Here is a 26,031-nt window from a genome sequence, read left to right as displayed (position 1 = left end):
GCAATGCACGCACCATGGAATCCGGGACCCGATCATGCAATGTTGGGTTGGGTCTCCAGGATTGGACGGAGCCATGCACGATATCGGGATCAAACGGGTCTACGCGCCGCCGCAGAAGGCCGACGGCGTTCGCGTCCTGGTCGACCGGGTGTGGCCGCGCGGCGTGTCGAAGGACAAGGCGGCGGTCGATCTGTGGATGAAGGAGATCGGGCCGTCGACGGCGCTGCGCCAATGGTTCGGCCACAAGCCCGAACGCTGGGAGGAATTCCGCACCCGCTACAAGGCCGAACTGGCCGACAAGACGGACCTCCTCGACCAGTTGCGCGGCTATGCGAAACAGGGGCCGCTGACGCTCGTCTATTCGGCCCGCGACGAAGAGCGCAACCAGGCGGTGGTCATCCGAGAGGTGATTGAGAAGGGTCGGTGAGTACGCCCGAACGATGTGGTCGAGATATTCTGATGGCCGACCGCACAAGCGGCGCCGCCGCTCAGCAAGGCGTCACCTGACGAGAAGTGTCGTCACACCTTCTTGACGAATCCGTCGAGCACCCGTTTCTGGCCCGCCTTGTCGAAGTCGATGGTGAGCTTGTTGCCGTCGATGGCGGCGATGTTGCCGTTGCCGAATTTGAGGTGGAAGACGCGGTCGCCAACCGTGAAGGCCGAGGGCTCGTCGGAGACCGATTTGGCGACCAGTTCGCCCTCGATCACCCGGCCCTTGACCGAGCCGCGGCCGGCTCCGTAGCCCGAATCCGTCTCGCCATAGCCGATGCGCTCTGCCGCATGGCCCGAACGCGTGCCCCAGTTGCGGTCCGTCGCTTCGGTGCGGTTTTGCTGGGCCCTCTTCCATCCGGGCGTGGCATAGGTGTTGGAAAAGCTCCCCACATCGTCGAAACGGGAGGCGCCGTACGGGTTTTGCCGGCCGCCGCCATAGCCGCCGAAATCCGAGCCGGCCTCGGCCACCTCGACATGGGCCTCAGGCAGTTCGTCGAGAAAGCGCGAGGGGATGGTCGATTGCCACAGTCCGTGGATGCGGCGGTTGGAGACGAACCAGATGTGCAGGTTCTTCTTCGCTCGCGTAAGCCCGACATAGGCCAGGCGCCGCTCTTCCTCGAGCGCCGTGCGGCCGCCCTCGTCGAGGGCGCGCTGGTGCGGAAACAGGCCTTCCTCCCAGCCCGGCAGGAAGATGGTCTCGAACTCCAGGCCCTTGGCCGAATGCAGCGTCATGATGGAGACAGCGTCGAGGTCTTCCTGCTGCTCGGCGTCCATGACCAGAGAGACATGTTCGAGGAAGGAACGCAGCGATTCGAACTCCTCCATGGAGCGGATGAGCTCTTTCAGGTTGTCCAGCCGGCCCGGCGCTTCGGCCGAGCGGTCGTTCTTCCACATGTCGGTGTAGCCCGACTCCTCGAGGATCGTCTCGGTCAGCTCGGTATGCGGCGTATTGTCCATCGCCTCGCGCCAGCGGGCGAAATTGGCCGCCACCTCGCGCAGCGCGGCGCGCGGCTTGGGCTTCATCTCGTCGCTTTCGGCGAGATTTTCCGCCGCCGCCAGCATGGGAACGCCGAGCGCGCGCGCGGTATCGTGAACCTGGCGCACCGAAGCCTCGCCGAGCCCGCGCTTGGGTACGTTGACAATGCGCTCGAAGGCGAGGTCGTCGGCCGGCTGGGCGATGACGCGCAGATAGGCCATCGCATCGCGGATTTCCTGGCGCTCGTAGAAGCGCGGGCCGCCGATGACGCGGTAGTTGAGGCCGAGCGTGATGAAACGCTCCTCGAATTCGCGCATCTGGAAGGATGCGCGCACGAGGATCGCCATGTCGTTGAGCCGATGGCCCTTCGTCTGCAGCGCCTCGATCTCGTCGCCGACGGCGCGCGCTTCCTCCTCCGAATCCCAGGCCGCATGCACTGTCACCTTGGCGTCGTCGGGATCGGCAATTTCGGTGAACAGCGTCTTGCCGAGACGGCCTTCGTTATGGGCGATCAGATGCGAGGCGGCGCCGAGAATGTGCGCCGTGGAGCGATAGTTGCGCTCCAGGCGAATGACGGTGGCGCCGGGAAAATCCTTCTCGAAGCGCAGGATGTTGTCGACCTCGGCGCCGCGCCAGCCATAGATCGACTGGTCGTCATCGCCGACACAACAGATATTTACGCTCACGGCCGCGCGCTCGCTCCGCTCGCTGGCCTCCGCGGGGGCGGCCTGACCGGCCGACGCCCGGTCGGGCTTGCGCCCTTCGGCCGAAAGGCGGGATGTCCGCGATTGGCCGATCTCTCCCTCAAGAGGGGAGATGGCGTGTTGTCCCCGCGGCCGCTGCGCCAGGAGCCGCAGCCACATATATTGCGCCGTGTTGGTGTCCTGATACTCGTCGACGAGGATGTATTTGAACTTGCGGTGATATTCCGCCAGCACGTCCGGATTGTCGCGCAGGATGCGGATCGGGTGCAGCAGCAGATCGCCAAAATCGCAGGCGTTCAGCGTCTTCAGCCGCTCCTGATAGGCGGCGTAGAGTTCGCGGCCGCGGCCATTGGCGAAGGCGCGCGCATCGCCTTCCGCAATGTCCTTCGGGCCGAATCCCTTGTTCTTCCAGCCGTCGATCATCTGGGCGAACTGGCGCGCCGGCCAGCGCTTGTCGTCGAGCCCTTCGGCCTGGATGAGCTGTTTCAGCAGCCGGATCTGGTCGTCGGTGTCGAGGATGGTGAAATCGGAGCGCAGGCCGGCAAGCTCGGCATGGCGCCGCAAGAGTTTAACCCCGATCGAATGGAACGTGCCGAGCCACGGCATGCCCTCGATCTGCGAGCCGACCAGCACGCCGATGCGGCTCTTCATCTCGCGTGCGGCCTTGTTGGTGAAGGTAACGGCGAGGATCTGCGACGGCCAGGCACGCCCGGTGGCAAGGATATGGGCGATGCGCGTCGTCAGCACGCGCGTCTTGCCGGTGCCGGCGCCGGCCAGAACGAGCACCGGGCCTTCCGTGGTTTCCACCGCAAGGCGCTGCTCGGGATTGAGCCCTTCCAGATAGTCGGGCGCGCGCTTGCTGCGCGCCGCCATGGCGCGGGCGGCGATGCCCGAACCGGTCGCGCCTGGGGCTTCGGCATGCGGGCGGTCGTCGTCGAAGAAGGGAATATCGTCTGGCTGTGCGGACATGTCCCCGAATGTAGTGATTCGGGGCGGAAAGGCCAGCTTGCCGCCGGCATATCCTGACGTTGAAGGCCAGAAATAAAAGAAGCGGGCCGCAATTGCGGCCCGCTTCGACAGTCGGTTGCGGCTGTGCCGTCTTACATGGCGGAGTCGCGTGCCGCCTTCAGCCAGCCATCGACCTCGTCGGAATGCGCGTCGATCCACTCCGAGGCCTGACGGACGATGTCTTCGTCGTCATCCTCGCCGGCGTTCATCTTGGCGTTCTGGGCAAAGATATCCTCGAGCGGGATCGAGACTTCCTCGAGCAGCGTGGCCGCGGCCGGGTTTCCCTTGAGGAATTCGGAGTTGACCACCGGCTGGATATCGTTGGCAGGCCAGCCGAGATTGCACGGATCGGCGACGCAGCCCGCAACACCCTCAAGCGTCGTTGCGTCCTCGAGGTCCTTCTGGTCCTCCGGCAGGTCGGTCTTGGCAACCTCGATCCACACCACGTCTTCGCCGGGCTTCAACTCGTTGACCGTCCAGTTCGGCGTCCAGGTATAGAAAAGGATCGGCTCGCCCTGGCCGTAAGCGGCGATCGCGTCGGCCATCGATGCCGAATAGCCGGCCTTGATGGAGTTGACGGAGTCGCGCAGGTCATAGGCATCGAGCTGATATTCGATGACCGTCTCGCAGCCCCAGCCGGGCGGACAGGCGACCAGGTCGGCCTTGCCGTCGCCGTTGCGGTCGAAGGCTTCCTTGACCTCGTCGCGCTTGAAATCCTCGATCGTCTTGATGTCGAACTTCTCCGCTGACGCCTTGTCGACCAGATAACCCTGCAGGGCGCCGCCCTTGGCGACCATGCCGAAGCGTTCGGCGCCGCTGGAGAAGGTGCTTTCATAGGTGTTGTGAAGCGGGAACCAGCCATTGACCCAAAGGTCGAGGTCGCCCTGGGAGACGGCCTGATAGAAGGGCGGATTGTCAAGCGTCGTCGGCCCCTCGACAGTGTAGCCCAGCTTTTCCAGGAGCTGCTTGTAGATCTCGGCATGGAACCAGCCGGTGTCCCACGTCGCCCGTGCCATGCGCACGGTGGTGCCTTCTCCGGGCATGTCCTGGGCCGAGGCCGTGAGCGGCATCAGGCCGATCGCGGCAGCAGATACGCCGAGCGCAAGAAGTCGCGAAAGATATGGTCGCGTCATGTGAATTCTCCTCTGTTTCTTCGTTCGCCTGCCAGAGCGGCAGGTACTTTTGCCGCTGGAAGGCGGCGGAGCAGGCTTTGTCAACCTGCCCGTTCCGTTGTCTGTTTGCCCGGTCCGGCCGTCGAGATCATGGATCTCAGCGTCTGCAGCAGCGATGTGCGCCGCATCTGCCTGGCCTCGCCCAGCGCCTGGGTGATCCGGTCGAGAATGATGGCGATGAGCACGATGCCAATACCGCCGGCCATGGCGTTGCCGACGTCGAGCCGGCCGAGGCCGGTATAGACGGTGAGCCCGAGGCCGCCGGCGCCGATCAGCGCCGCGATCACCACCATGGAAAGGGCGAGCATCAGCGTCTGGTTGAGGCCGGCCATGATGGTGCGCATGGCGAGTGGAAGCTGCACCTCCCACAGTGTCTGCCACCGGGTTGAGCCGAAGGCGTTGGCCGCCTCGATCAGATCATGGCGGACATTGCGGATGCCCAGATTGGTCAGCCGGATGATCGGCGGCAGGGCGAAGATGATGGTGGCGATGATGCCCGGCACCATGCCAACACCGAACAGCATGACGATGGGCACCAGATAAACGAAGGATGGAATCGTCTGCATGATGTCGAGGATCGGCCGCAGCACCGCCTGGAAGCGGTCGCTGCCGGCGGCGATGATGCCCAGCGGTACGCCGAGTACGGTGCAAAACAGAACGGCCGTGACAACCATGGACAGCGTCGTCATCGTCTCCGGCCATTGGCCGATCATGTCGATAAACACCAGCGCGATAATGGTGAAGATCGCCACGGAACGTCCCGCCGTGCGCCATGCGATGAACGCCAGGACCGCGGTGAGAACGATCATCGGCGTGGCGTTCAGCAGGCCGTCGAGTGCGTTCAGCACCTGGGTGATCGGCCATTGCAGGGAACGGAAGAAGGGCCGGAAATTGGGCACCAGCCAGTCGCGCACGAAGCTGTTGACCCAATCGTCAAGCGGGATTGTGAGTAAGTCGGATGGTCTCATGTCGTCTCCTGTGCCCGGATTATGCGCCCGGGCCGGTCAGTTCGCGCAGGCTCTCAAGCCGCCTCATCGGAGTCGCTCGCCACCTTGGCGAGCACGGCTTGCGGCTCCACAATGCCTTCCAGCCGGCCCTTGCGTCCGACGATGGCAATCGGCAGCCCGCTTTCGCATAGCGGATAGAGCTCATGCAGCGGCGTCGTGCTCTTGGTCGTGGGGTAGTCCGCGATGATGGCGTCGGACAGGGCCGCACCATTGTCGCGCATCGATGCGGTGAGGTCGCGATAGGTCACGGTGCCGGCGATGCGGTCGCCGTCGAGCACGTAAATCGCGTCGCGGTTCAGCTGTTCCATGCGCTCGATCGCGGACGCGGCCGTATCCTTCGACAGGTCGATCGCCTCGGCCGGGCTGAGCACGCTCTGCGCCGTGAAGACACGCGAACGGTCGATGTCCTTGGTGAATGCCGCCACATAATCGTCGGCCGGCTTGTCCACGATCTCTTCGGCGGTGCCGATCTGGACAATCGCCCCGTTGTGCATGATGGCGATGCGGTCGCCGAGCGTCAGCGCCTCGTCGAGGTCGTGCGTGATGAAGATGATCGTCTTCTTCATCGAGCGCTGCAGTTCGAGCAATTCCTCCTGCATGTCGCTCCTGATCAACGGGTCGAGGGCGGAGAAGGGCTCGTCCATCAGCAGCACCTCAGGCTCGGCGGCCAGGCCGCGGGCAAGGCCGACGCGCTGCTGCATGCCGCCGGACAATTCGTCGGGATAGCTGTCGGCATGCGCCCTGAGGCCGACCTGCTCGAGTGCGGCCAGGGCACGTTCGCGCCGTTCGGCAGCGCCCATGCCCTTGATCTTCAGCCCGTAGGCGGCATTTTCGCCGACCGTCTTGTGCGGGAAGAGCGCGAAGTGCTGGAACACCATGGCCACTTTCGTGCGCCTGATTTCGCGCATCTGCTGCGGCGAGCAATTGGCGATATCTGTGCCGTCGACCAGCATTTCGCCCGATGTCGGAGCGATCAGCCCGTTGATCATCCGCACCAGGGTCGACTTGCCCGACCCCGACAGCCCCATGATGACGAATATTTCGCCTTGCTGGACGGCAAAACTCGCATCTTGGACGCCGATGGTGAGGCCGGTTGCTTCGAAGATTTCCTCCTTTGATCGACCTTCTTCGAGCATATTTTGGGCCGACTTGGGATCGTCTCCAAAAATCTTGAAAATATTCTTCGCTTCTACTTTGGCTTTCATGGATGCCTTTGAAACATAAAATTGCTCCCCACTATGACTATGAGGACATTTGCTAGGTTGTTCGATAGTATAGTCGGTCAGAGGAATTGTGACAAATTCTAACCCCAAGCTGCCATACAGGCTTATTTATTAGCGATATAGGACGGATCGCCTCTCGAGGCAACCCAGGTCTACCTGCAGCGGAAAGATGGGATTTGCCCGGTCGGGCCGATCACGGACGACGGACCGAACCATGGGGAAGGGCCGCCGTCGGTGGTGGCGCAGGGCGACGAACGGCATGCAGGTGTGGATCCGCTCATCTCTTCGCTTCAAACGTTTCCGTTTGAAGCGAACGCGCGCTAGCGACGATGCGTCAGTCCAACGCCTTGATTTTTCGCAATGCCAACGAGGAGCTTTTGCGCCTCCCGGAGCTGCTTCAGTCCCTGCTCTCAAGCCCGGAAATGCGCCGGTCGGTGAAATTCAGTCGACCGGCCGCGACGTCCTGCACGATGGCTGCAAGGTCCGGCTCCCGCTGCAGCACCGCATCGAGCTCGGTCATCTGGTTCATCGCGACAAGCCGCAGAATGTCGTCGCGTGGTGCCCCGTCGGGTCGGCGGGGCAGGGCGTTGACCGGCTGAATGAGATCGGCGCCGCCGTCTCTGAGCTTCGATTTCTGCAAGCCTTCAAGCTCGGCCTGCCCAATGCCGCCATCCGCCTCGACAAATGCGTATATGCCGACGCCCTTGCGCGGCAGCGGATAGAGCGTCAATGCGACGTCGCGCACGCCCGGATGCGACTTCAGCGCAGTCACGATGCCGGCACCTTCCCGGTCGAGCCGGTCGCCGGTGCCTTCGCCGTCGGACCAGTTGAACAGGCCGCGCGTAATCAGATTGTAGACCTTCTTGCCGCTTGCCATCCAGATGCGCGAGGGCAGCGAGCGGCGGGCGAGAATGCCCTTTTCGCGCCGTGTCATCAGTTCTGGCGCGAAGGCGCGCTTCTGCTTCAGGAGATGGCGGAAATCCTCATAAGCCATCAGCCTGTAGAGGGCGCCCTTGCGCCGGTGCAGCGAGGCGAGCTGGAAATCGATCACCGCTGCCGAGCCGTCGGGAGCGGCCAGCCAGTTCTGCGGCTTGGCCAGATCGTTGTGTGTGACCCCGCGGCGGCGGAAGCTGCGCAGGAGGCGGTGGGCATCCTTGTACCATGCGGGATCATGCGGGCGGGCAAGATGCAGTGGGGTCCCTTCCACCCAGGTCCGGTAGAGGCCGTCGGCGTCGACGGAAATGAGGTTGGGCGTTCCGGGCACGCCGTCGACCGCGCGCATCACCCTGATCTCGCGCCGGGCCAGCAACCAGGCCAATGGCCGCGACCACACCGGCGCGGCGCCGACCTCGCGCCGAATGATCTTGCGTTCCGGGTCGCCTTCAAAATGACCTTTGCGGGTCTCGGAAAAGACGTCGCGCTTGAGGACGTTTTCAGCCGTGAACTGGAGGGGCGCTGCTTCAATCATGCGCCCCAATAGCCCCAAGGTGGCGCCTTTACAATCATGTCGGTGCGTCCCGATTGACGAAGCGCGGCGCAGGGAAGCCGGCAGTCCACGCTCGACGAACCCCGTGAAACGGAAGACGACCGCCAGCTGGTCGTTATCGTGGCCGGCGCGAACGGCTCCATCGGCACCAAGGCGCGCAACTACGCCTGTCCCTGCTGGCGCGCGTTCGCTTCAAACGGAAACGCTTGAAGCAAAGATATGCGCGCCAGATCAATATGTTGGAGCATGTACCCTTCGCTCAAACGGTACCGTTTGAGCGGGACATGCTCTGGCAGGGCGTTGCGAAATTCATTCGGTTTTTCGGGCAGTTGCGTGAGCCGGTTGTGGTGCTTTACAACAATTGCGGGTTGCTTCGATGCCGCGCCAGCGCCATAAGGGCCCACATTCATTGAATACCTAGTGGAACGAATCTGACATTCGATACTCACTCGATGTCGCCCCAGTTGGAAACGAACCACTAGCCCTGAAACGCAAACCAAACGCGGAAACTCGCACATGTCGTCCCAAGTCGTCACGCCACCCTCGACAACTCGGGGCGCGGGGGATGGCAGGGCAGGTGCGGCCGGCGAGGCGCCGCCGGTGGAACGCGAGGTTCCACTGCCGGTGCTTTCGCTGCTTGCCCTGGTGGTCGGCGTCGTCGCGGCGCTGGGCGCCATCGTCTTCAAGTTCCTGATCGCGCTGATCTACAACCTGGCCTTCTATCAGACCTTGTCCTTCCAGTACGACCCGAACGCTTTTGGCGCGCCGAGCCCGCTTGGCCCGTTCATCATCGCCGTTCCGATCATCGGCGGGCTGCTCGTCGTCCTTCTGGTGCGCAGCTTCGCGCCGGAAGCCAAGGGGCATGGCGTTCCCGAAGTCATGTATGCGATCTACCACAATGCCGGCAATGTCCGCGGCGTGGTGGCCGTGGTGAAGTCGCTTGCCTCGGCGATCTCCATCGGCACCGGGGCTTCGGTCGGCCGTGAGGGCCCGATCATCCAGATCGGCTCGTCCTTCGGCTCGACCTTCGGGCGGCGGCTCAATCTGGTCCGGGCGCAGAAGATCACGCTGCTTTCGGCCGGTGCCGGGGCGGGGATCGCCGCGACCTTCAACACGCCGCTGGGCGGCGTGCTGTTCGCCAGCGAGGTCCTGCTGCCCGAGATCTCGCCGCGCAGCTTCCTGCCCGTCGTCATCGCCACGGCGACCTCGACCTATGTGGCGCGGCTCGTCATCGGCGCCGAATCGGCGTTTGCCGTGCACCCTCTCATCCTCCCGCAGATGGAGGCGGTGAATTTCCATGAGATCGTGCTGGCCGCGGCCGCGGGGATCATCATCGGTCTTGCCGCCTATCTTTTCGTCAAGACGCTGGCCTATGCCGAGGACCGTTTCGAGGCGATGCCGATCAGCCCCTATTGGCAGAACCTGATCGGCATGACCGCCGTTGGCGTGATGGGCTATCTCTTCCTGCTGGCGAGCGGCCACTACCACGTGCTGAGCGTCGGCTACGCCACGATCCAGGACGTTCTGGCGGGAGGAAACACCAGCCTGATACTGCTCATCGCGCTGTTTTTCGGCAAATTGGCGGCCACCTCGATCAGTCTTGGCGCCGGAGCATCGGGCGGCATTTTCTCACCCAGCCTGTTCATGGGCGCCACACTTGGCGCTGCGATCGGCGTCGTCGGGACGATGCTGTTTCCGCAGGCCGATATCTCGGTGCCGACATTCGCCATGATCGGCATGGGCGCCATGGTCGGCGGCGCCACGAGCGCACCGATGACGGCCATCGTGATGATCTTCGAGATGACGCGTGACTACCATGTCATCGTGCCGCTGGTGCTCGCCGTGGCGCTGGCGATCGGCATCCGGCGCGCCCTGATCACCAGCGACATCTACACGATCAAGCTGCGCAATCGCGGCAGGCCCATTCCGACCAACCGCACCACCAACATGTTCCTCGTTCAGCCGGTAAGCGAGATCATGAATCGCAATTTCAAGGTGCTGCCCGATACGATGACGGTTGCCGAAGCGGTGAACGAGATCGATCCCGCCTCGACGAAGGTTCTGGTGAGCGACGGGCAGCGTATTTCCGGTTTCATCCGTTTCGGCACGCTGCGTCACGAAATGCAGCGTATCGGCAAGGAGACGCTCGGCTCGCTCTCGTCCAACGCCTTCATCCTGGCGACGGATGACAGCAATCTCAACGACGCCATCACTCGCATGAACAGGCGCGGACGTTCCTATGCCGTCGTCATCAAGGGCCATGGCGTGCCGCGACCCGACGCGATCGTCGGCATCATCGACCGCGAGGAAGTGGCCAACGCCGTGATTCAGAACCACTACGGGTGAGAATGCGCGCTAACGATACAGATCCGCGCGCGTCGGCGGCAGGCTGGAAGGCCCGCGCCGCCGAAGGGTCGTGACCGTCTGGTAGACGCCAACGCCATTGCGCTCGAAAGCGATCGCGCAGGCTGCGAGATAGGCGAGCCAGAGCCGTGTCTTCACCTCGCCGACCTCGTCTGTCGCGGCCTCGTATTTGGCAAGCAGGCGGTCGTGCCAATGTTTGCAGGTGCGCTGGTAATGCTCGCACAAACCCTCGACATCGTGCACCTCGAAGCCGTTTTGTTCCAGGGTGGCGAGCGTGTTTCCGATATGGTCGAGTTCGCCGCCGGGGAAGATATACTTGGTGAGCAGCGCGAATTCGGCCCGTTTGCGCCGGAACGTCCGGGCGTCACGTTTGGCCGGCCGGGTGATGGCGTGATTGAGAAAGATCCCGCCCGGTTTCAGTATCCGCTTCACGGTGGCGCAGTAGGTCGAAAGATTGTCGAGGCCGATATGTTCCTGCATTCCGACTGAAACAACCTTGTCGAACTGGCCCGTGACCGAAGCATAATCGGTCAGCTCGAATCTGACCCGATTCTCAAGGCCGAGACGCCGCGCCTTTTCCCTGGCATAGGCGATCTGTTCCTCCGACAAACTCACTCCGAGCGTGGTCACGCCATAGTTCTGCGCGGCGTACAAAGTCAGCGCCCCCCAGCCGCAGCCGATGTCGAGCAGGTGTTCGCCTTCGCGCAGGCGAAGCTTGCGGCAGATGTGCTCGAGTTTGTCCCGCTGCATCCGGTCGATATCGTTGTCCCAGTCCGTGCAATAGCCGCAGCTGTAGACCATTTCCTTGTCCAGCCACAGCGCATAGAAGGCGTTGGAAACATCATAGTGGTAGCCGATGTTCTTCTTGTTCTCGGCTGCGTTGCCGTCGCTCGGCTTTTCGTTCGGCTGGGTTTCGAGCGGCCAGGGGCCACCGCGGCCGACCATGAGAAAGCTCAGGTAATTCTTCAGCAACAGGCTTTTGTCGAGGACCTTGCGAATATCGCGGGTTCGGACTTTCGGCCGCAATCGGACAAGGTCGAACAGGGTGCCGTTCAAAAGGTCGATGCGCCCGCTGACCCAGAGATTGGCAAGCGTCTCGAGATTGGGACGCCGGCACAGTGCGGCGACCGCTCCTTCGTCGGCGATTTTGACGGCGAACGCGTCAGCTGCGAGATCGGCCGGCACTTTCACGCCATCCCAAAGGACGACACCGAACTGAAGCTCGAGGATTTCGCGCGCATGAACGATCATGCGCCGCATGGTCTCGAGCCGCCGTTCGGATTTCATTGCATCAGCCTCCGCCCGTGTGAGTCGGTACCGGCGAAAAACTAGAGGCCGCCCCGGCGATTGTCACGGCGATTCCCAAACGCTGCGGCGGCTTCTAAACGGCAGGTTCTGTACGCGGCCGAGGGCACGATGGCGTGTCATCGCCTGCTATCCGTTCTTGCGCTTGATGCCGATGGCGCGGCCGGCGCGCTCGGGCATCGGCAGGTCCGCGTGGGCGGCGCGCATGGCCTCGACCCTGGCCTGGATGTCGGGCGGGAAGGGGGCGACCTTCGGGCCCGCCATGTCGACATGCAGCGACAGCGTTTCGGAACTCGCGGCCAGCCACCCGTCGACATGGTGGATTTCCTGATAGGCGCGCAGGCGCTTTTCGTCATGGTCGAGAAGCTGGAATGAAACGCGCACCTTGTCGGCCAGGTGCAGTTCGCGCACATAGCAGACATGGACCTCGGCGGTGTAGATCGTCAGCTTGCGTTCGCGCGCATAGTCAGGTCCCATGCCCAGGATCTCGAAGGCCTCATCCGAGCAGCGATCGAACAGGACGTTGTAGTAGGCCATGTTGAGATGGCCGTTATAATCGATCCAGTCCTTTTCCACTTCCATGATGCGGGAATGGAAGGGTGCTTCGATTGTCATGCAAATCCTCGCTTGAATGTTCGCCGATGAGGTTTATGGATGGCGGCAGCGCGGCGGGCTGGGCGGTCCGCGAGCCGCTTGCACATTACGCATGAACGGCCGCCGTTCAAGGGCGGCCGGCTCGACGACGGCCATGATGTCCGCGGCGCGGGCGGTAAGGAGAAAGCGATGGCTTTGGCGGATCTGGCACCGGTTGAACGCAACGAAGAGGGGATCGCCGCCGTGCTCGGCATTCTCCGGCAGCGCTTCGGCGAGCGCTTCCAGACCGGCCAGGCGATCCGCGAGCAGCATGGCCATACCACGACCTATATCCCGAACCAGCTTCCCGACGGCGTGGCCTTCGTGGAAACGACCGAGGAGGTCAGTGAGATCGTGCGTGTGTGCGCCGAGCACACCGTGCCGGTGATCGCCTTCGGCGTCGGCTCGTCGCTCGAAGGCCATGTCAACGCGCCGGGCGGCGGCATTTCCATCGACATGTCGCGCATGAACCGCGTGCTGGCGGTCAATGCCGAGGATCTCGACTGCACGGTGGAGGCCGGCGTCACGCGCGAGGAACTCAACACCTATCTGCGCGACACCGGGCTCTTCTTCCCGATCGATCCGGGTGCCAATGCCAGCCTCGGCGGCATGGCGTCGACCCGCGCCTCGGGAACCAATGCCGTGCGCTACGGCACGATGCGCGAGAACGTGCTGTCGCTGACGGCGGTCATGCCGGATGGGCGGATCGTTAAGACGGGCGGGCGGGCGCGCAAATCCTCGGCCGGCTACGATCTGACACGGCTTCTCGTCGGCTCGGAGGGCACGCTCGGCATCATCACCGCCCTGACGCTTCGCCTGCAGGGCATTCCGCAGGCGATCTCGGGCGGGGTCTGTCCGTTCCCGAGCCTGAAGACGGCCTGCGAGGCGGTGATCCAGACGATCCAGCTCGGCATTCCGGTGGCGCGCATCGAACTCGTCAACACGCTCGGCATGCAGTCCATCAACAGCTATTCGAAGCTCGATTACCCCGAGAGCCCCTGCCTGTTCATCGAGTTCCACGGCACCGATGCCGGGGTGCAGGAGCAGGCGGAGATGTTCGGCGAGATCGCCGACGAGTTCGGCGGCGGTCCGTTCCGCTGGACAAACGTGGCCGAAGAGCGCGCCAAGCTGTGGAAGGCGCGTCACGACGCCTATTGGGCGGGCATGGCGCTGAGGCCCGGCTGCCAGAACCTGACGACGGATGTCTGCGTGCCGATCTCGCGGCTGGCCGAGTGCATCGAGGAGACGGAGATCGACATTGCCGAGACGGACCTGATCGCGCCGATCGTCGGCCATGTCGGCGACGGCAACTTCCATGTCATGATCCTCGTCGATCCCGACGATGCCGAGGAGATCGCGCGCGCCGAAGGGTTTGTCTCCCGATTGAACGAGCGCGCCCTGTCGATGGAGGGCACCTGCACGGGCGAGCATGGCATCGGCCAAGGCAAGGTAAAATATCTTGAGCTGGAGCATGGTGCCGGCATCGACACGATGAAGGCCATCAAACGGGCGATCGACCCGCTCAACATCATGAATCCGGGCAAGCTGTTCGCACTCGATTGAGCTGCAACGGCGCAACCGGGATTGTGGTGGCGTCGCTCGCCACTTTATCGACACGGCCGCTCAGGTAAACTGGCGGCCGATTGATTTGCGGGGTGAAACACTGGCGCGGCTGTTTGTCATCGTTGGTGGTCTGATCGTGCTGGCGCTCACGGCGGCGCTGGTGGGCCCCTATTTTATCGACTGGACGAGCTACAGGGCCGATTTCGAGCGCGAGGCGAGCCGCATCCTTGGCCGCAAGGTGACGGTGGAGGGAACAGCCACGGCGCGCCTGCTGCCGTTTCCCTCGGTCCGTTTCACCGATGTCCGCGTCGAAGGCAATGCGCCTGGTGAAACCGCGATGACGGCCGACAGCTTTTCCATGGATGCTGAGCTCGCGCCCTTCCTGAGCGGCGAGATCCTGATCTTCGACATGCGGCTGGAGCGCCCGGAAGCCGTCATCGAGATCGGCCCGCAGGGCAGGATCGACTGGGCGCTGCGCCCCACAACCCGGTTCGACCCGCATCAGATCACGCTCGAAAACGTCACCGTCACCGACGGCGCGATCAGCATTCGCCATGGCGTCAGCGGTCGCGCGCATGAGGTGAGTGCGCTCAACGCGCGAATCAGCGCGCGCTCGCTGGCCGGTCCCTGGCGCATGGAGGGCGAGGCGCGCCTCGACGGGATGCCCGCACGCCTTGCCATCTCCACGGGCACGCCGGACGACAATGGATCGATGCGGCTGAGGGTGCGCGCCGCAAGCGTGGTATATCCGATCGAGTTGGAAGCCGACGGCGATGTGCGGGTCGATGCGGGCGCTGCCAGATATAGCGGCACCTTCCAGGTGGGAATGGGGTTTTCGCAACAGCCCGATCACGGCCCGCAGCCTGCGGCCGGTAGCACGGTCGCGGACAGGACGGGCATCGCGGACCATCGCGTCAGCGGACGTTTTTCGCTCGATCACCGGCGCCTCGACGTGGCGGAATTTCGTTTCGAGACCGGAGCGCGCGACGATCCCTATACCGCCGACGGCACAGCACTTCTCGATTTCGGCCGCGATCCGCGCTTCCTGGTCGAGGCGCGCGGGTCGCAGGTGCGGCTCGACGGCGAAGCCGGGCAGGACGCGCAAGGCGAGGCGGGTTTGCCGCTGGCCGAGCGGCTGGGTGCGGTGCGCCGGCTGCTGGAGGACCTGCCGCGCCCGGCGATCGACGGGCGCGTCGAGATCGAACTGCCGGCGATCGTTGCCGGCGACACCACCATCCGCAACATCGAGGTGTCGGCCGAACCGGCGCGCTCGGGATGGGTCATCGACAATTTCGGCGCCAGCTTCCCCGGCCGCACCACGCTGGAGGCGAGCGGCCTGTTGTCAGTGGAGGAGGATGTCGGTTTCAGGGGCGAGATGCTGGTCGCCGTTGGCCAGCCGTCCGGTTTTGCCGCCTGGCTGGCCAAGGATGTCGACGAGGCCATCCGCCGGCTGCCATCGGCCGGGTTTTCTGCCGATGTCGACCTCGGCCCGCAGCGCCAGCGGTTCACCGACATGGAGCTGATACTGGGCAAATCCCGGTTTACCGGTGCGCTCGACCGGCTCAGCCGGCCCGATGTCCGCCCCTCCATGCTGGCACATCTCGACGGCGGGGCGCTGGACCTGGAGGGCATGACCGCCTTTGCCTCGCTGTTCGTCGCCGATGACGGAGAAGCCCGTTTCGGCGGCCACGATATCGAGTTCGAGCTGAAGGCCGGTCCGGTGGAGGCCGCACAGATGCGCGCCGAATCGGTCGATGCCGCGTTGCGGCTGAAGGAAGACAGGCTGGAGATCGACCGTCTGGCGATCGGCGGGCTGGCCGGCGCCAATGTCAGTGCCACGGGTACGGTGACTGACCTGTCGGGCGAACCGGCCGGCAATGTCGATGTCTCGGTGGTTTCTCCCGATCTCGTTCCTTTCGTGCGCCTTGTCGCCGAGCGCTATCCCGACAACGCGATTGCCCAGGCGGCGGCCCGGCGGGCCGACATCTTTCCCGGCCTCTATGCCGACGCGCGCATCGACCTCGTCGGTTCGCTGGCGCGCCGATCGGGCGGCGCGACCGATATTGCGCTGAGCGTCCAGGGAAAGGCCGGCGAAAGCTACTACACCATGGCCGCTTCGGCCGACGCGGTGGCGGGCGATCTGGCCACGGCGCCGCTGAAGATCGATTTTTCCGCGCGCGGCGCAAACGGTGCCGCGCTTCTTGCGCTGAGCGGACTGCCCGCGCTCGATCTGGGTCTGGCGGACGGCGGGGAAGCCGAACTGAAGCTCGACGGAGTGCTGTCGGATGGCGCCTCGGCGCGCTTCGTCCTGTCGGGCGAAGATGCCTCCGCCGTCTACGACGGCGAGGTGAGGGCGATGCCGCAGGGCCTGTCGGGCAAGGGCAGGCTGGAACTCAAGGGCGACGATTTCGAGCCGTGGCTGATGAGCGTCGGGGCAGGCGTCCCGGGCATGGGGCTGGGCTTGCCGGCCGATATGACCATGACGGCCGATTTCGAGCCTGGCGCGCTGCATTTCGACGACATTCAGGGCACGATCGCGTCGATCCCCGTTTCCGGCGACCTGGACGTGGAGACGGGCGAAGAGGTGCCGCATGTGACCGGCGAGGCCTCGCTGGACGTGCTCGACCTGTCGCTGGCCGGCATGATGATCCTGGGCGAGCGGGCCTTCGAGAGCGACGGCGAAGACTGGCCCGACATGCCGTACCGCCAGACCGGCCACGCGCCGATCACCGGCGACATATCGCTCAAGGTGGCGTCGCTCGATTTCGGCTCGGCGGCGGCCGCCGACGACGTCGAGATGCGCATGCGGATCAACCGCGACGGTTTGCGGCTGTCCGACGTTTCGGGCTCCATTTTCGGCGGCAGGGCCGAGGCGCTGATCGAATTGCAGAACAACGAGGGCACGGGGCTGTTCTCCGGCCACGTCAATATTTCGCACGCCGATGCGCGCACCCTTCTGCCTGCCGCCGCGCTCGACGGGAAGGTCGATCTGACCGCCGAGCTGACGTCGAACGGCAAATCGACCGGCGCTTTGATCGCTTCGCTTTCCGGGTCGGGTACGGCGCGGGTCGACGGGCTCGTGGTGCCGGGCCTCAATGGCGAAGCGTTCCCCTCCATCATTGCCGAGGCAGACAGGATCGGCCGCGATATCGATGCCGAGAAGACCGCGGCATTTGCCCCGACGATCCTGCGCGACGGCCGCTTCCGGATGCCGCCGAGCGAGGTCGCCTTCACGGTCGCCGCCGGGGTAGTGCGCACGCCGCCGCTGTTCATCGAAGGCGATGGTGCAGGCATCGAAACGGAATTGCGGCTGGACCTGAACGCGACCCGTGTCTCGGCCGACGGACAGATCGTCTTCGATGCCGGAGACGAGGCGCTTGTGGGCTCCGAACCGCGGGTCGGCTTCACCGTGTCCGGCCCGTTGAAATATCCGCACGCCAGCCTGGATACGGTGCCGCTCGGGCAATTCCTCACCCAGCGCGCGCTGGAGATCGAGCAGGCACGGGTGGAGGCCATGCAGGCGCGGCTGCTTGAAAAGCAGCGCCTGCGCCGCGAGGCGCGATACTATGAGCGGCGCGCCGACACGCGCCGCGAAGCGGCAGACAGGGCGCGCCGTTCGGCCGAAGACGACGTGCGACGCATGCTCAGGCGCGAAGACGAAAGGCAGGCGGAGGAACGCCGCCGGCAGGAGGAACTCAGCAGGCAAAGGCCGGAGAATGCGGGCGCAGCAGGCGGGGAGGAGGGGCCGGATGCCCAGCCGACCGTGGAAGAACCACCGCCCGGCCTGTTCGACGCGACATCGATCCGCGATCTTTTGAACTCGCTGCAAGGCGACGCCATTCGGTAGCGCCGCTTGGCGCCACGACCATCGATGACAACGCTGCCGATGGATGGGTGGCGCCGGTCCGGCAATCGCGCGTCAATGCGCCATCAGCACCGGGGTCGTGGCGGTGTTGGCCAGGATGTGCCGTGTCACCCCGCCAAGCAGCATCTCGCGAAGACGACTGTGCGAATATGCGCCCATGACGAGAAGTCCGGAATTCTGTTCGCCCGCCTCTGCCAGCAACGCCTCGCCGATCGACAGTGAGTGCGGTTCGACGATGCGGTGAGTTGCGGCAATGCCGTGGCACGCCAGATAGTCCAGAATATCCTTGCGCGCCCGTGCCTTGCTCCAGGCGTCCTTATCAATGCTGACGACCTGGACGGAGTCTGCACGTTGCAGGAAAGGTACGGCGGCCGACACCGCACTCCAGCACTGAGGGCTGTTGTCCCAGGCAATTATCGGATTTCTGCTCAAGCTGTAGGATTGGGCGATCGGCGCCAGGAGAACAGGCCTTCCCGCCTGCAGCAAGGTCGCTTCCGCGATGTTGCGGAGCGTGTCCGAAACCGCCGCGCTGCCGGCTATGATGAGGTCGTAGCCTGAGGCCCGACCAACCGTAATGGTCGAGTATCGCCCTTCCGCTTCGCGCCAGCGTGCGCTCGGCATCGCGCCGATGTCGGCACCCTCGTCGAGGAGCGGCACGTGAGCGAGACCGCAGGCCCGTTCGAACGCGTCGTGGGCAGCGCGGGCCGCCCTTTCTTGTTCTTCAACCGGTGAGGTTCGCAGGCCGGCCACGCTGACTTGCCCCATCCTGGCCACCTCGCCATATGCCATGCCGGAGGTCGGTGGCTCGGGCGGTTCGGAAATGAACAGGGCTTCGACATGGGACTCGAGGAAAGTGGCGGCTGATAGCGCCAGCGCAATCTCTTCGTCGGGCCTGGTTCCGCGGGGAAACGGAACAAGGATTCTCTTGATGCTCATGACGGTGCCTCGCGCAGTTCGACTGGAGCATGTTCCAGCATATTGATCTGGCCTCCCGCCGAATTGCTGTTGCCAGAGATCTGCCATGCAACGCCGGCAACCGCCGCACTCAGGCGCTGGTTCCGCCGGTGGGACGAATTGGCAGACGATCACGCTCGCCGGGGTGAGAGTTGGACGAACGTGATCGCCTGTTTTGTGATGCCGGCCCGTTCGGTATGGTCTTCAGGCGACGGGCCAACTGGCATCTCTGCGATTAATCGGCCGGGCAGGGCGTCTGTTCCATCACGATTGGCGACCCGATTGCATCGATCGTGAACCCATCTGCATCACTGCACCGGGGTTTCCTGCTGTTCCTGAGGAACCGTCCGCTCCTGCCTTTCGGCTTCAGCGGCCGCCTTCTCGGCTGCGACGGTCTCCTCGGCCTTCGTGACGTCGTCCGCCGTTGCCGGCTTCGGCTCGCTCACAGCGGCATCGGCGGGCATCGGTTCGAACGCCCTGGGGTCGAAATCGGGCAGCGCCTTGAGTGCGTCGGCACTGGTTTCAACGACCATGTAGCGATTGCCCTCGAGTTCCTGCCAGTCGACGAGGTCATACTCGATGGCGACGTCCTTGCTGCCGATGCCGAGAAAGCCGCCGACGCCGATCACCACGGCCTGCAGATCGTCGTCGGGTGAAATGACGATGTCACTCACCTTGCCGATATTTTCGGCGTCCTCGCCTGAGCTGTTGAGGACCGACTTGCCAATGATGTTGCTGGCCAGATGGCCCTTGGATTTCACGACCATCGGTACGTCGGGTTGGGTCGGTTGTTGCAGGGTTGGATCGGTGGGCGTCGGGGCGGTCGACTGGGCCATCGCACCCGTTGCGACCATCGCTGCAACGGCGGTTGTTGCGAGAAATCTGTTGAACATAGAAAGGTCTCCTTCGCTGTTGCGTCGCGAACGATACCGACCGCCTGTTCTCGCCATTTGGCGCAACTGGCGGCGCCTGCAGTGGGTCAATGTACTTCGTGCGCCTTCGTTCCTCGCGCATGCGGGCGTCAGAACACATTTGCTTTCAGTGCGTTATATGATTTCAATCGCCTCCCGCCCGTGGCGCCCTATCTCGCGATACGGATATGGCGGCGTCCTGATCTCGAAACTCCGTGCAGCGCCGTCGTGTCTCCCATCGGGGCGCCGTCTCTCCGGTCGTATGCGACCCCGATTGGGGCTCCGGCTGACGGGCACCCGTGCCCCGTACCCCGCCCATGGGTGCCCAGGCCGGAGCCGAAGAGTGGATCTAGCTAGCTCAGAAATCCCTTCTTCGCGGCTTCGAGGACGTAGAGCCGCAATGCCGAGGACAGGTTCGTGGCGCGCGCACGTGTGCGGTCGATCTCCGTGACCAGCGCGGCGAGCGTGACACCCTGTTGGGCAGCCAGGCGCAAAAGCTCATCGAAAAAGGGCTGTTTCAGTGAGAAGGAGGTCCGATGGCCGCGAATGGTCACCGAGCGCTTGCGCACGGCTGTCACGGCGTGTCGGTCTCGTCGTGCGTACGCCGATGGCCGTCGAGCTTGCGTGCAAGCCGATCTTTCTCGATCTCCGCGGCTCTTTTTTCCGGCCCTGCGCGTCCGAAGCGAAGCCGGTTCGCCTCCGCGGTCTTGGCCTTCGCCGCGCGGGCGGCGCGCTTGCGGACCATGCGGAGATTGACGATCTCGGCCATTGTGCGGCTACTTCTTGCGGAATGCGTCGAGCGATACGACCTGTCCCGAGGAGGCGGGCTCGTCCTGTGTGTCGTCGGTTTCGCCTTGCCCAGCAGATTCGGACGCAGCCTTTTCCGCCTTCTTCTTCTTGCCGCCCTTGGCGGGTTTGTCGGCCGCGGCGGCGGTGTCCGATGTGGCAAGCGGCTGCGCGGGAGCGACAGTGGCCGGCTGCTCGTCGGCCTCCTCAACCTTGACGTCGAACTCGAGTTCGAAATTGACCGAGGGGTCGTAGAAGCCGCGCACGGCGGTGAACGGAATCTCGAGCTTTTCGGGAATGTCGGAGAAGGACAGGCCGATCTCGAAGCCCGTATCAGTGACCTTCAGGTCCCAATACTGATATTGCAGCACGATCGTCATCTGTTCGGGATAGCGCTCGCGCAGGCGGGTGGATATGCGCACGCCGGGCGCACCGGTCAGGAACGTGATGAAGAAATGGTGGTTGCCGGGAAGGCCGGTGCGGGCAACTTCTCCCAATACCTTGCGCATGACGCCGCGCAGGGCCTCCTGGGCAAGTATGTCGTAGCGGATGTGGTCGTCGGGCATGGGGAATGCGCATCTAGCTCGTGAATCGCCATAGATTTAATGAAGCCGGCGGGCATCGTAAACTGATTATGAGCCGTCGGTGCAAAAAGTCGTGCGAATTATGCTGACGTGCCGATGCGGGAGTGACCGACTGAGGGCAAGAAAGTGGAGGCTTCTGTTGCCAGGTGCCTCCGAACCCCGCTCAGACCTGCGACGGCCTGAGGCTTGAATTGAAGCTGTCGCACCGCTTACGCGGCGAGACGTGCTTCCGCATAGTTGTCGTTTGCAACTATAAAGATAGCCCGATAACGGTGGTACAATGCCGGGCGAAAGTTCGATCTTTACACCTTCGTCGATCCTGTTTCGCCCCCATCAGAAACCGCTTCGCAGCGGCTTTTGGTGGAGGCGCCGGGTACCGCCCCCGGGTCCGAACGGTTTATTGCATCGGCCGTTTATCGCCATAGTCAGCCAGGCTGACACCGCAGATATAGGTAATTTCCGTGGCGAAGTGAAGGGGTGAAACGTCTGCTGCAAGGTTCGGCAATTCAGCAATTGACACCAAATCGCGCAGCGGGGAAGCTTGCCTGCCGGGAAGCCAGTTCCAATTGCACGTTCTCGGCGAATTGCGGCGCGCCCGCGAATGTTGACAAGCTTTGTTCCTGACGAGGGGAAATGCCTATGGCCGACTATCTCGAAGATGTGAAGAAGTACGATTCCGGCGCCAGCGCCGATACTGTCGACAAGATCGTGAAGCATCTGGGAATTGCGCTGCGCAGCCGGGATGCTTCGCTCGTTTCCTGCAGCGATCCGGACGAATTGAAGCGCGTTCAGCAAAGCTGGTGCGCCAAGAAGCTGGGCGTCGACGACGCGGCCGCAGGGATGGCGGCAGTCGAAAAGACCTGCGAGGCGATGAGCGCCGACAACTCCAAGAGCCGCGTGACGTTCTATTATCTGGTGGCGAAGGACCTGGGCAAGCTCGGCTCGCTTTGAAGCCACTGTCCGGATCGACAACTCATTCTGATCCAGGAACGGCCGGGCGCAGACGCCCCGGCCGCTTTTCCGCTACCGGCGGGCTGGCGCCCAAACGAGGCCTGGCCTTGGGTCTTGAGCATGGCCGGCACCAATCATGGGGACGAAAGCGCCGCGCTGATGCATCTGCAGTCGATGTCGACTAGACTGACGGCGAACCGGAATCATCTGGACTGCCATGCGCCAATATCTCGACCTGCTCTCCCATGTGATCGACCACGGAACCGACCGCGGCGACCGAACCGGCACAGGAACGCGTGCAGTTTTCGGCCATCAGATGCGTTTCGACCTGGCAGACGGCTTTCCGGTCACCACGACGAAGAAATTGCATCTGAAATCGATCATCCACGAGCTTTTGTGGTTTCTGGCCGGCGACACCAATGTCAAATATCTCAACGACAACGGCGTCACGATCTGGGACGAATGGGCCGATGCGAGCGGCGATCTCGGTCCCGTCTATGGCGCGCAGTGGCGCTCCTGGCCGGCGCCGGACGGCCGCCACATCGACCAGATTGCCAATGTCATCGAGCAGATCAGGACCAATCCCGAATCGCGCCGGCTCATCGTGTCGGCGTGGAACCCGGCGCTGGTCGACGAAATGGCGTTGCCACCCTGCCATTGCCTGTTCCAGTTCTTCGTGGCGGAGGGAAAGCTGTCGTGCCAGCTCTATCAGCGCTCGGCCGACATCTTTCTCGGCGTGCCCTTCAACATCGCCTCCTACAGCCTGCTGACCATGATGGTTGCGCAGGTGACGGGGCTGAAGCCCGGCGCATTCGTCCACACATTGGGCGATGCGCACCTGTATTCCAATCATTTCATGCAGGCACGGCAGCAACTGACCCGTACGCCTAAGCCCTTGCCGCGCATGAGGATCAATCCGGACGTGAAGGATCTGTTCGCATTCCGCTACGAGGATTTCCGCCTCGAAGGGTATGAGGCCGACGCCAGCATCAAGGCACCGATCGCGGTGTAGGAATTGATCATGCATGTAGCAATCGTGGTGGCGGCGGCCGAAAACGGGGTGATCGGCCGCGACGGCGGGATGCCCTGGCGCCTTTCGACCGACCTGAAGCGTTTCAAGGCGCTGACGACCGGCCATAGCGTCATCATGGGCCGCAAGACCTTCGACAGCATCGGCAAGCCGTTGCCGAACCGGGTCAGCATTGTCGTCACGCGCAATCGCGACTGGTCTGCGGCCGGGGTTTCACGGGCGTCCTCGCTGGATGAGGCCCTTGCCATTGCGGGCGGACAGATGCAGCCCGGCGGCGACGAAACGGTCTTCGTGCTCGGGGGCGGCGAGATCTATCGCGAGGCCTTGCCGCGCGCCGACCGCGTTCATTTCACCCATGTGCTTGCCGAAATCGACGGCGATACCATCTTTCCCCAGCTGGATGAGGCGCAGTGGCGTCTCGTTGCCCGGGAAGATGTGCCGGCCGGCGAGAACGACACGTTTCCCACGCGCTACGCCGTTTATGAAAGACGCAATGCGGCGAAGGGCTCGACGGGAAATTCACCATAAGTTACGATCATTCACGAATGACAGGCCGGAAATCGGCACTGCGGTCATGTCGCCGCGTTGAAAGGCCGCTTCTGCGACCCTATAACCACGGAAATTGCGGATTCTGCCTTCACCCGCGTCGCAAGGCGCGGATCACGGACTGAAAGGACATTCATGCCTTGGAGCAATCAGAGCGGAGGCGGCGGCCCTTGGGGCGGCGGCAACAATGGCGGCGGGCCCTGGGGGCAGGGGCCGCGCGGGCAAGGCGGGCCGCAGGGCACGCCTCCAGATCTTGAGGACATCATCCGCAAGGGACAGGACAGGCTGAAGCGCGCCCTGCCGGGCGGCGGCGGGTTCAGTCCGGCCATTGCCGGCATCGTCGTCGTCGGTCTTCTGGCGCTGTGGGGCTTCAAGGCGATTTACACGGTTCAGCCGGACGAAGTCGGCGTCGAACTGCGGTTCGGCAAGCCGAAGGACGAGGTTTCCGAGCCCGGGCTGCATTTCGCCTGGTGGCCGATCGAGACTGTGGAAATCGCCAACACGGCCGAGAAGCTGATGAACATCGGTGCTGGCGGCGGCAGCGGAAACTCCGAAGGGCTGATGCTGTCGGGTGATCAGAACATCGTCGATGTGCGGTTTTCTGTTGCCTACCAGGTTGCCGATCCGGGCGCCTATCTCTTCAACGTGGCCGATCCAGACAACATGCTGCAGCAGATCTCCGAAAGCGCCATGCGCGAAGTCGTCGGCCGGCGCCCCGCCCAGGATATCTTCCGCGACGACCGCCAGGGCATCGCCGACGATGTTCGTTCGACGATCCAGACGACGCTTGACGAGTATGGCTCCGGCCTTGCCATCAATGCGATCTCGATCGAGGACGTGGCGCCGCCGCGTGAAGTCGCCGATGCCTTCGACGAGGTTCAGCGCGCCGAGCAGGACGAGGACCGTTTCGTCGAGGAATCGAACCAGTATTCCAACCAGAAGCTGGGCCAGGCGCGAGGCGAGGCGGCTCAGGTCCGCGAGGATGCCGCAGCATACAAGAACCGGGTCGTGCAGGAGGCCGAGGGTGAGGCGCAACGCTTCATCTCGGTCTATGACGAATATGCAAAGGCACCTGACGTGACGCGCAAGCGTCTGTTTCTGGAGACGATGGAAGGCGTGTTGAAGGATTCCGACAAGGTCATCGTCGGGCAGGAGAGCGGCCAGGGCGTCGTGCCCTATCTGCCGTTGCCCGAACTGCAGAAGCGCGCGGCCGGAGGAGCCAACTGATGTCGAATCGTCTCCCAATCATCGTCGTCGCCATCGGCCTGCTTCTGCTGCTGGTGTATTCGTCGCTCTTCGTCGTCAACGAGCGCCAGCAGGCCATCGTCCTGCGGTTCGGTGAGATCGTGAAGGTCGAATCCGAGCCTGGCATCTATTTCAAACTTCCCTTCGCCTTTCTCGAGGCCGACAACGTGCAGATCGTCGAAGATCGCGTGATGCGCTTCGATCTCGACGACATCCGAGTCCAGGTTTCGGGCGGCAAGTTCTACGAGGTCGACGCCTTCGTGGCCTATCGCATCGCCGATCCGCGGGCCTTCCGCCAGAATGTTTCGGGCAGCGTGTTGCTGGCCGAGCAGCGTCTGCGCACGCGCCTCGACGCGGCCCTGCGCCGTGTCTACGGTCTGCGTGGTTTCGAGGCGGCATTGTCGGACGAACGTTCCTCGATGATGCGCGAAGTGCGTGATCAACTGCGGCCCGACGCGACCTCGCTGGGGCTGGAGATCGAGGACGTGCGTATTCGCCGCACCGACCTGACGCAGGAGGTCTCGCAGCAGACGTTCGACCGCATGAAGGCGGAGCGCCTGGCCGAAGCCGAGAGGTTGCGGGCCCGCGGTCGCGAGGCGGCCCAGCGCATTCGTGCCCGCGCCGATCGCGAGGTGGTCGAGATCATCGCCGAGGCGCGGCGCGAATCGGAAATCCTGCGCGGTGAAGGTGAGGCCGAGCGCAATGCGATCTTTGCCGATGCCTTCCAGCGCGATCCCGAGTTCTTCGATTTCTATCGCTCGATGGCGGCCTATCAGCAGGCGCTGCAGGGCAGCGGCACGACGATGGTGCTGTCGCCGGACTCGGAGTTCTTCCGCTATTTCGGCTCAGCCGACGGCATGGCTCCGGCATCGCCGGCGCCATCGCCGGGTGTCGACGGTTCGACGACGAGCGCAACCCAGACCGGCCAGTGACGGGTGGGCGATTTCCTGGCGGCGTTGGGACTGGTGCTCGTTATAGAGGGGTTGATCTATGGCGGGTTTCCGCGGCAGGCCAAACGGCTTGCCGCGGAAATGCAGACAATGCCGGAGCATCTGTTGCGCTATGGCGGCCTGGCCGCCATCTTGTTCGGCGTGCTGATCGTATGGGTCGTACGCCGGTAACGGAGGATTTATTCCTCGCTTGCAGGCATGGCCGCAAACACGCCTCATTTCATCTGGACGATCGTATTCGAACGAGCGTGCGCAGGACCTTGGCGGTTGGCGCGG

At 63.7% G+C, this 26,031-nt stretch carries 22 protein-coding genes and 1 other RNA gene; 10 read left to right on the top strand and 13 right to left on the bottom strand.

What is annotated here, in order from left to right:
- Positions 1-73 precede the first annotated feature (73 nt).
- A complete protein-coding gene (locus GM909_RS08590) occupies positions 74-427 on the top strand; it encodes a DUF488 domain-containing protein (RefSeq protein WP_157015810.1) in 354 nt (117 codons plus the stop codon).
- Positions 428-519: 92 nt separating this feature from the next.
- Here GM909_RS08590 and GM909_RS08585 read toward each other — a convergent pair whose 3' ends face one another.
- The 5 genes from GM909_RS08585 to GM909_RS08565 all read right to left on the bottom strand — a co-directional run bounded on the left by GM909_RS08585 (position 520) and on the right by GM909_RS08565 (position 8,050).
- Positions 520-3,141 (bottom strand): ATP-dependent helicase, encoded by a 2,622-nt coding sequence (locus tag GM909_RS08585; protein ID WP_157015809.1) that lies wholly within the window; start codon positions 3,139-3,141, stop codon positions 520-522.
- Between the two features lie 131 nt (positions 3,142-3,272).
- A complete protein-coding gene (proX, locus tag GM909_RS08580; protein ID WP_157015808.1) occupies positions 3,273-4,313 on the bottom strand; it encodes a glycine betaine/L-proline ABC transporter substrate-binding protein ProX in 1,041 nt (346 codons plus the stop codon).
- Positions 4,314-4,393: 80 nt separating this feature from the next.
- On the bottom strand, positions 4,394-5,320 hold the full coding sequence (locus tag GM909_RS08575; RefSeq protein WP_157015807.1) for an ABC transporter permease: 927 nt from the start codon (positions 5,318-5,320) through the stop codon (positions 4,394-4,396).
- 53 nt (positions 5,321-5,373) lie between these two features.
- Entirely contained in the window at positions 5,374-6,564 is a 1,191-nt protein-coding gene (locus tag GM909_RS08570; protein ID WP_157015806.1) for a quaternary amine ABC transporter ATP-binding protein, read from the bottom strand.
- A 415-nt stretch (positions 6,565-6,979) separates the two neighbouring features.
- Complete coding sequence (locus GM909_RS08565; protein WP_157015805.1) at positions 6,980-8,050, bottom strand: serine/threonine protein kinase; 1,071 nt, start codon at positions 8,048-8,050, stop codon at positions 6,980-6,982.
- Positions 8,051-8,584: 534 nt separating this feature from the next.
- On the opposite strand from GM909_RS08565, the gene GM909_RS08560 reads away from it, so the two are divergent.
- Positions 8,585-10,414 carry a chloride channel protein gene (locus tag GM909_RS08560; protein WP_157015804.1) on the top strand — a complete coding sequence of 610 codons (1,830 nt, stop codon included), beginning with the start codon at positions 8,585-8,587 and terminating at the stop codon, positions 10,412-10,414.
- A 9-nt stretch (positions 10,415-10,423) separates the two neighbouring features.
- Here the strand turns inward: GM909_RS08560 and GM909_RS08555 are convergent, their stop codons facing one another.
- Positions 10,424-11,719: an SAM-dependent methyltransferase gene (locus GM909_RS08555; RefSeq protein WP_157015803.1), complete on the bottom strand. Its 1,296-nt coding sequence runs from the start codon at positions 11,717-11,719 to the stop codon at positions 10,424-10,426.
- A gap of 147 nt (positions 11,720-11,866) precedes the next feature.
- Positions 11,867-12,352 (bottom strand): thioesterase family protein, encoded by a 486-nt coding sequence (locus tag GM909_RS08550; RefSeq protein ID WP_157015802.1) that lies wholly within the window; start codon positions 12,350-12,352, stop codon positions 11,867-11,869.
- 168 nt (positions 12,353-12,520) lie between these two features.
- On the opposite strand from GM909_RS08550, the gene GM909_RS08545 reads away from it, so the two are divergent.
- Together GM909_RS08545 and GM909_RS08540 are read left to right on the top strand one after the other, a co-directional pair.
- A complete protein-coding gene (locus tag GM909_RS08545) occupies positions 12,521-13,933 on the top strand; it encodes an FAD-binding oxidoreductase (protein WP_157015801.1) in 1,413 nt (470 codons plus the stop codon).
- Between the two features lie 85 nt (positions 13,934-14,018).
- The gene (locus GM909_RS08540) at positions 14,019-17,780 is read left to right on the top strand and encodes an AsmA family protein (RefSeq protein WP_157015800.1); all 3,762 of its coding nucleotides are present in this window, start codon (positions 14,019-14,021) and stop codon (positions 17,778-17,780) included.
- A 72-nt stretch (positions 17,781-17,852) separates the two neighbouring features.
- On the opposite strand, the gene GM909_RS08535 is transcribed toward GM909_RS08540, so the two are convergent.
- The 6 genes from GM909_RS08535 to ssrA form a co-directional block, all read right to left on the bottom strand.
- A complete protein-coding gene (locus tag GM909_RS08535) occupies positions 17,853-18,821 on the bottom strand; it encodes a universal stress protein (protein ID WP_157015799.1) in 969 nt (322 codons plus the stop codon).
- Positions 18,822-19,060: 239 nt separating this feature from the next.
- On the bottom strand, positions 19,061-19,588 hold the full coding sequence (locus GM909_RS08530) for a PRC-barrel domain-containing protein (RefSeq protein WP_235911761.1): 528 nt from the start codon (positions 19,586-19,588) through the stop codon (positions 19,061-19,063).
- A 428-nt stretch (positions 19,589-20,016) separates the two neighbouring features.
- Positions 20,017-20,241 (bottom strand): ribbon-helix-helix domain-containing protein, encoded by a 225-nt coding sequence (locus GM909_RS08525; RefSeq protein WP_157015797.1) that lies wholly within the window; start codon positions 20,239-20,241, stop codon positions 20,017-20,019.
- A complete protein-coding gene (locus GM909_RS08520; protein WP_157015796.1) occupies positions 20,238-20,432 on the bottom strand; it encodes a DUF4169 family protein in 195 nt (64 codons plus the stop codon). Before GM909_RS08520 ends, GM909_RS08525 begins: the two co-directional genes overlap by 4 nt.
- A 7-nt stretch (positions 20,433-20,439) precedes the next feature.
- The gene (locus tag GM909_RS08515) at positions 20,440-21,015 is read right to left on the bottom strand and encodes an SspB family protein (RefSeq protein WP_157015795.1); all 576 of its coding nucleotides are present in this window, start codon (positions 21,013-21,015) and stop codon (positions 20,440-20,442) included.
- Between the two features lie 143 nt (positions 21,016-21,158).
- Positions 21,159-21,511, bottom strand: a transfer-messenger RNA (tmRNA) gene (ssrA, locus tag GM909_RS08510).
- Between the two features lie 161 nt (positions 21,512-21,672).
- Between ssrA and GM909_RS08505 the strand changes: the two genes are divergently transcribed.
- The 6 genes from GM909_RS08505 (at position 21,673) to GM909_RS08480 (ending at position 25,926) form a co-directional block, all read left to right on the top strand.
- Complete coding sequence (locus tag GM909_RS08505) at positions 21,673-21,984, top strand: DUF2853 family protein (RefSeq protein WP_157015794.1); 312 nt, start codon at positions 21,673-21,675, stop codon at positions 21,982-21,984.
- Between the two features lie 217 nt (positions 21,985-22,201).
- Positions 22,202-22,996, top strand: coding sequence for a thymidylate synthase (locus GM909_RS08500; RefSeq protein ID WP_157015793.1), 795 nt, complete (start codon positions 22,202-22,204; stop codon positions 22,994-22,996).
- A gap of 9 nt (positions 22,997-23,005) precedes the next feature.
- Complete coding sequence (locus GM909_RS08495) at positions 23,006-23,542, top strand: dihydrofolate reductase (protein ID WP_157015792.1); 537 nt, start codon at positions 23,006-23,008, stop codon at positions 23,540-23,542.
- Between the two features lie 153 nt (positions 23,543-23,695).
- The gene (gene hflK / locus GM909_RS08490; protein WP_157015791.1) at positions 23,696-24,787 is read left to right on the top strand and encodes an FtsH protease activity modulator HflK; all 1,092 of its coding nucleotides are present in this window, start codon (positions 23,696-23,698) and stop codon (positions 24,785-24,787) included.
- Positions 24,787-25,737, top strand: coding sequence for a protease modulator HflC (gene hflC / locus GM909_RS08485; RefSeq protein ID WP_157015790.1), 951 nt, complete (start codon positions 24,787-24,789; stop codon positions 25,735-25,737). The genes hflK and hflC overlap by 1 nt, the downstream gene beginning before the upstream one ends.
- 3 nt (positions 25,738-25,740) lie before the next feature.
- Positions 25,741-25,926, top strand: coding sequence for a DUF2065 domain-containing protein (locus tag GM909_RS08480; RefSeq protein ID WP_157015789.1), 186 nt, complete (start codon positions 25,741-25,743; stop codon positions 25,924-25,926).
- Positions 25,927-26,031: the final 105 nt, after the last annotated feature.

Origin of the sequence: Mesorhizobium xinjiangense, from assembly GCF_009749525.1 — a bacterium.
Lineage (GTDB): Bacteria > Pseudomonadota > Alphaproteobacteria > Rhizobiales > Rhizobiaceae > Mangrovimarina > Mangrovimarina xinjiangensis.
Note: the sequence above shows the minus strand (reverse complement) of the source record. Positions and strands in the feature narration are given on the sequence as shown.